This window comes from Micromonospora sp. H61 (assembly GCF_018070325.1).
In the GTDB taxonomy this organism is placed as follows: domain Bacteria; phylum Actinomycetota; class Actinomycetes; order Mycobacteriales; family Micromonosporaceae; genus Micromonospora; species Micromonospora salmantinae.
Genome location: NZ_JAGPXY010000219.1, coordinates 1 through 1,286, shown reverse-complemented (window position 1 = coordinate 1,286; position 1,286 = coordinate 1). Strand labels below are relative to the sequence as shown.

Genomic DNA, 1,286 nt, shown 5'->3' with positions numbered 1-1,286 from the left:
CGCTGCACGTCAGCCGCACGGGGCGCCGCCTCGTCGACTGGGCCAAGGCATTCACCGGACCCGGCCTATTCGACCTAGCCACCTGGTTCGGCACCCGCACACTCACCGAACCCCGACTCCTCACCCGCACACTCACCGAACCCCGACTCCTCACCAAACTCATACACGCCTACGTCGCAGCGGGCGGCCACCCCGATGCCGAAGCCGACCGGGGCCGGTTACCCGCTGCCCGATGGGCGCTGGGCTGGCACCGGGTGTGGGCAGCCTGGTGGCTGCTGACTACCGCCGCCGCTGGCCACCACCCTGCCTTCTCCGATCGGCGCCACACCCAAGTCGTTCTCCGGCAACTCCAGGGCGCACTGGAACTGCTCGGAACACCGTCGACTATCAGCGCCAGCCGCCCATCACCTACTGCAGGAAGATCCTCGTGAAGCGCCTCGTCGACACCCACGCCTCGTCCTGCTACTTCCGCACCTCCGCCGGAGGCGACGGGCGCAAGGCGTTGGTGCAGGTCACCCGAACGGTGCAACCTGCACTGCGCCCACTGCTTCGTCTCCTCTACTGCCGCCGGGTCCGACCTGTCCCGGCTCGACTTCACCACCCTCGTGCCGCCACGGCTTCTCGCCGCCCGCGTCGACCGCCTCACGCGCCAAAGGGCGTAGTCGCCACCGTTGTCCACCGGTAACTGCGGTGTTCTCGACGTAGCGCGATCAACGTTGCTTGTCGGATGGTCACCCAGGCGGGTGGCTGGTAACGGAGGGCGTTAAGGCGGGTGCGGATTGGTCCGGTCGGTGCCTGAACGCCGCTATAGGCGATCGTCACATGTGGCCGGAATCCATCTGAGGCCTCCGGCACGGTCTGCCATACCGCGCCGATGGCACCTCGGATGGTCGCGCGGAGGTGTTCGACGCGGTCCCAGGGACGGACGAGCAAGCCGATTCCTTCGGCGTCGGGGTCGACCGGCCCAAGCGACAACTCCAGCGGCGGCAGGCCGGCGCAGCGTCGGCGAGTCTCGGCAACTACCGCTGCGACGTCGGTGTTGGTGACCTCGTCGGTGAAGCCGAGACCTTGCATGGTCAGGTGGAGCCCGTCGAGCGGCACCAAGTCCAGTCCGGGCAGAGCGAGTTGCCGTTGCAGGTCGGTGACGAGGTGATGGAGTTCAGGTTGATGTTCGAAGGTGAGGTGCCAGGTGTAGAACTGGCGGTCGGCCCGCCAGCCCGGGCGCCAGTACCAGTGGTTGGTGAGTTCGGGCAGGTCCTGGTAGGCGGTCCAGCGCTGGTGCAGGC

The 1,286-nt window shown here is 67.7% G+C and carries 1 protein-coding gene; it reads right to left on the bottom strand.

The genetic code is table 11. The features are described 5' to 3' along the window. Window positions 1-642: 642 nt before the first annotated feature. On the bottom strand, window positions 643-1,284 hold the full coding sequence (locus KBX08_RS33265; protein ID WP_210787712.1) for a 2'-5' RNA ligase family protein: 642 nt from the start codon (window positions 1,282-1,284) through the stop codon (window positions 643-645). Between the last annotated feature and the right edge of the window lie 2 nt (window positions 1,285-1,286).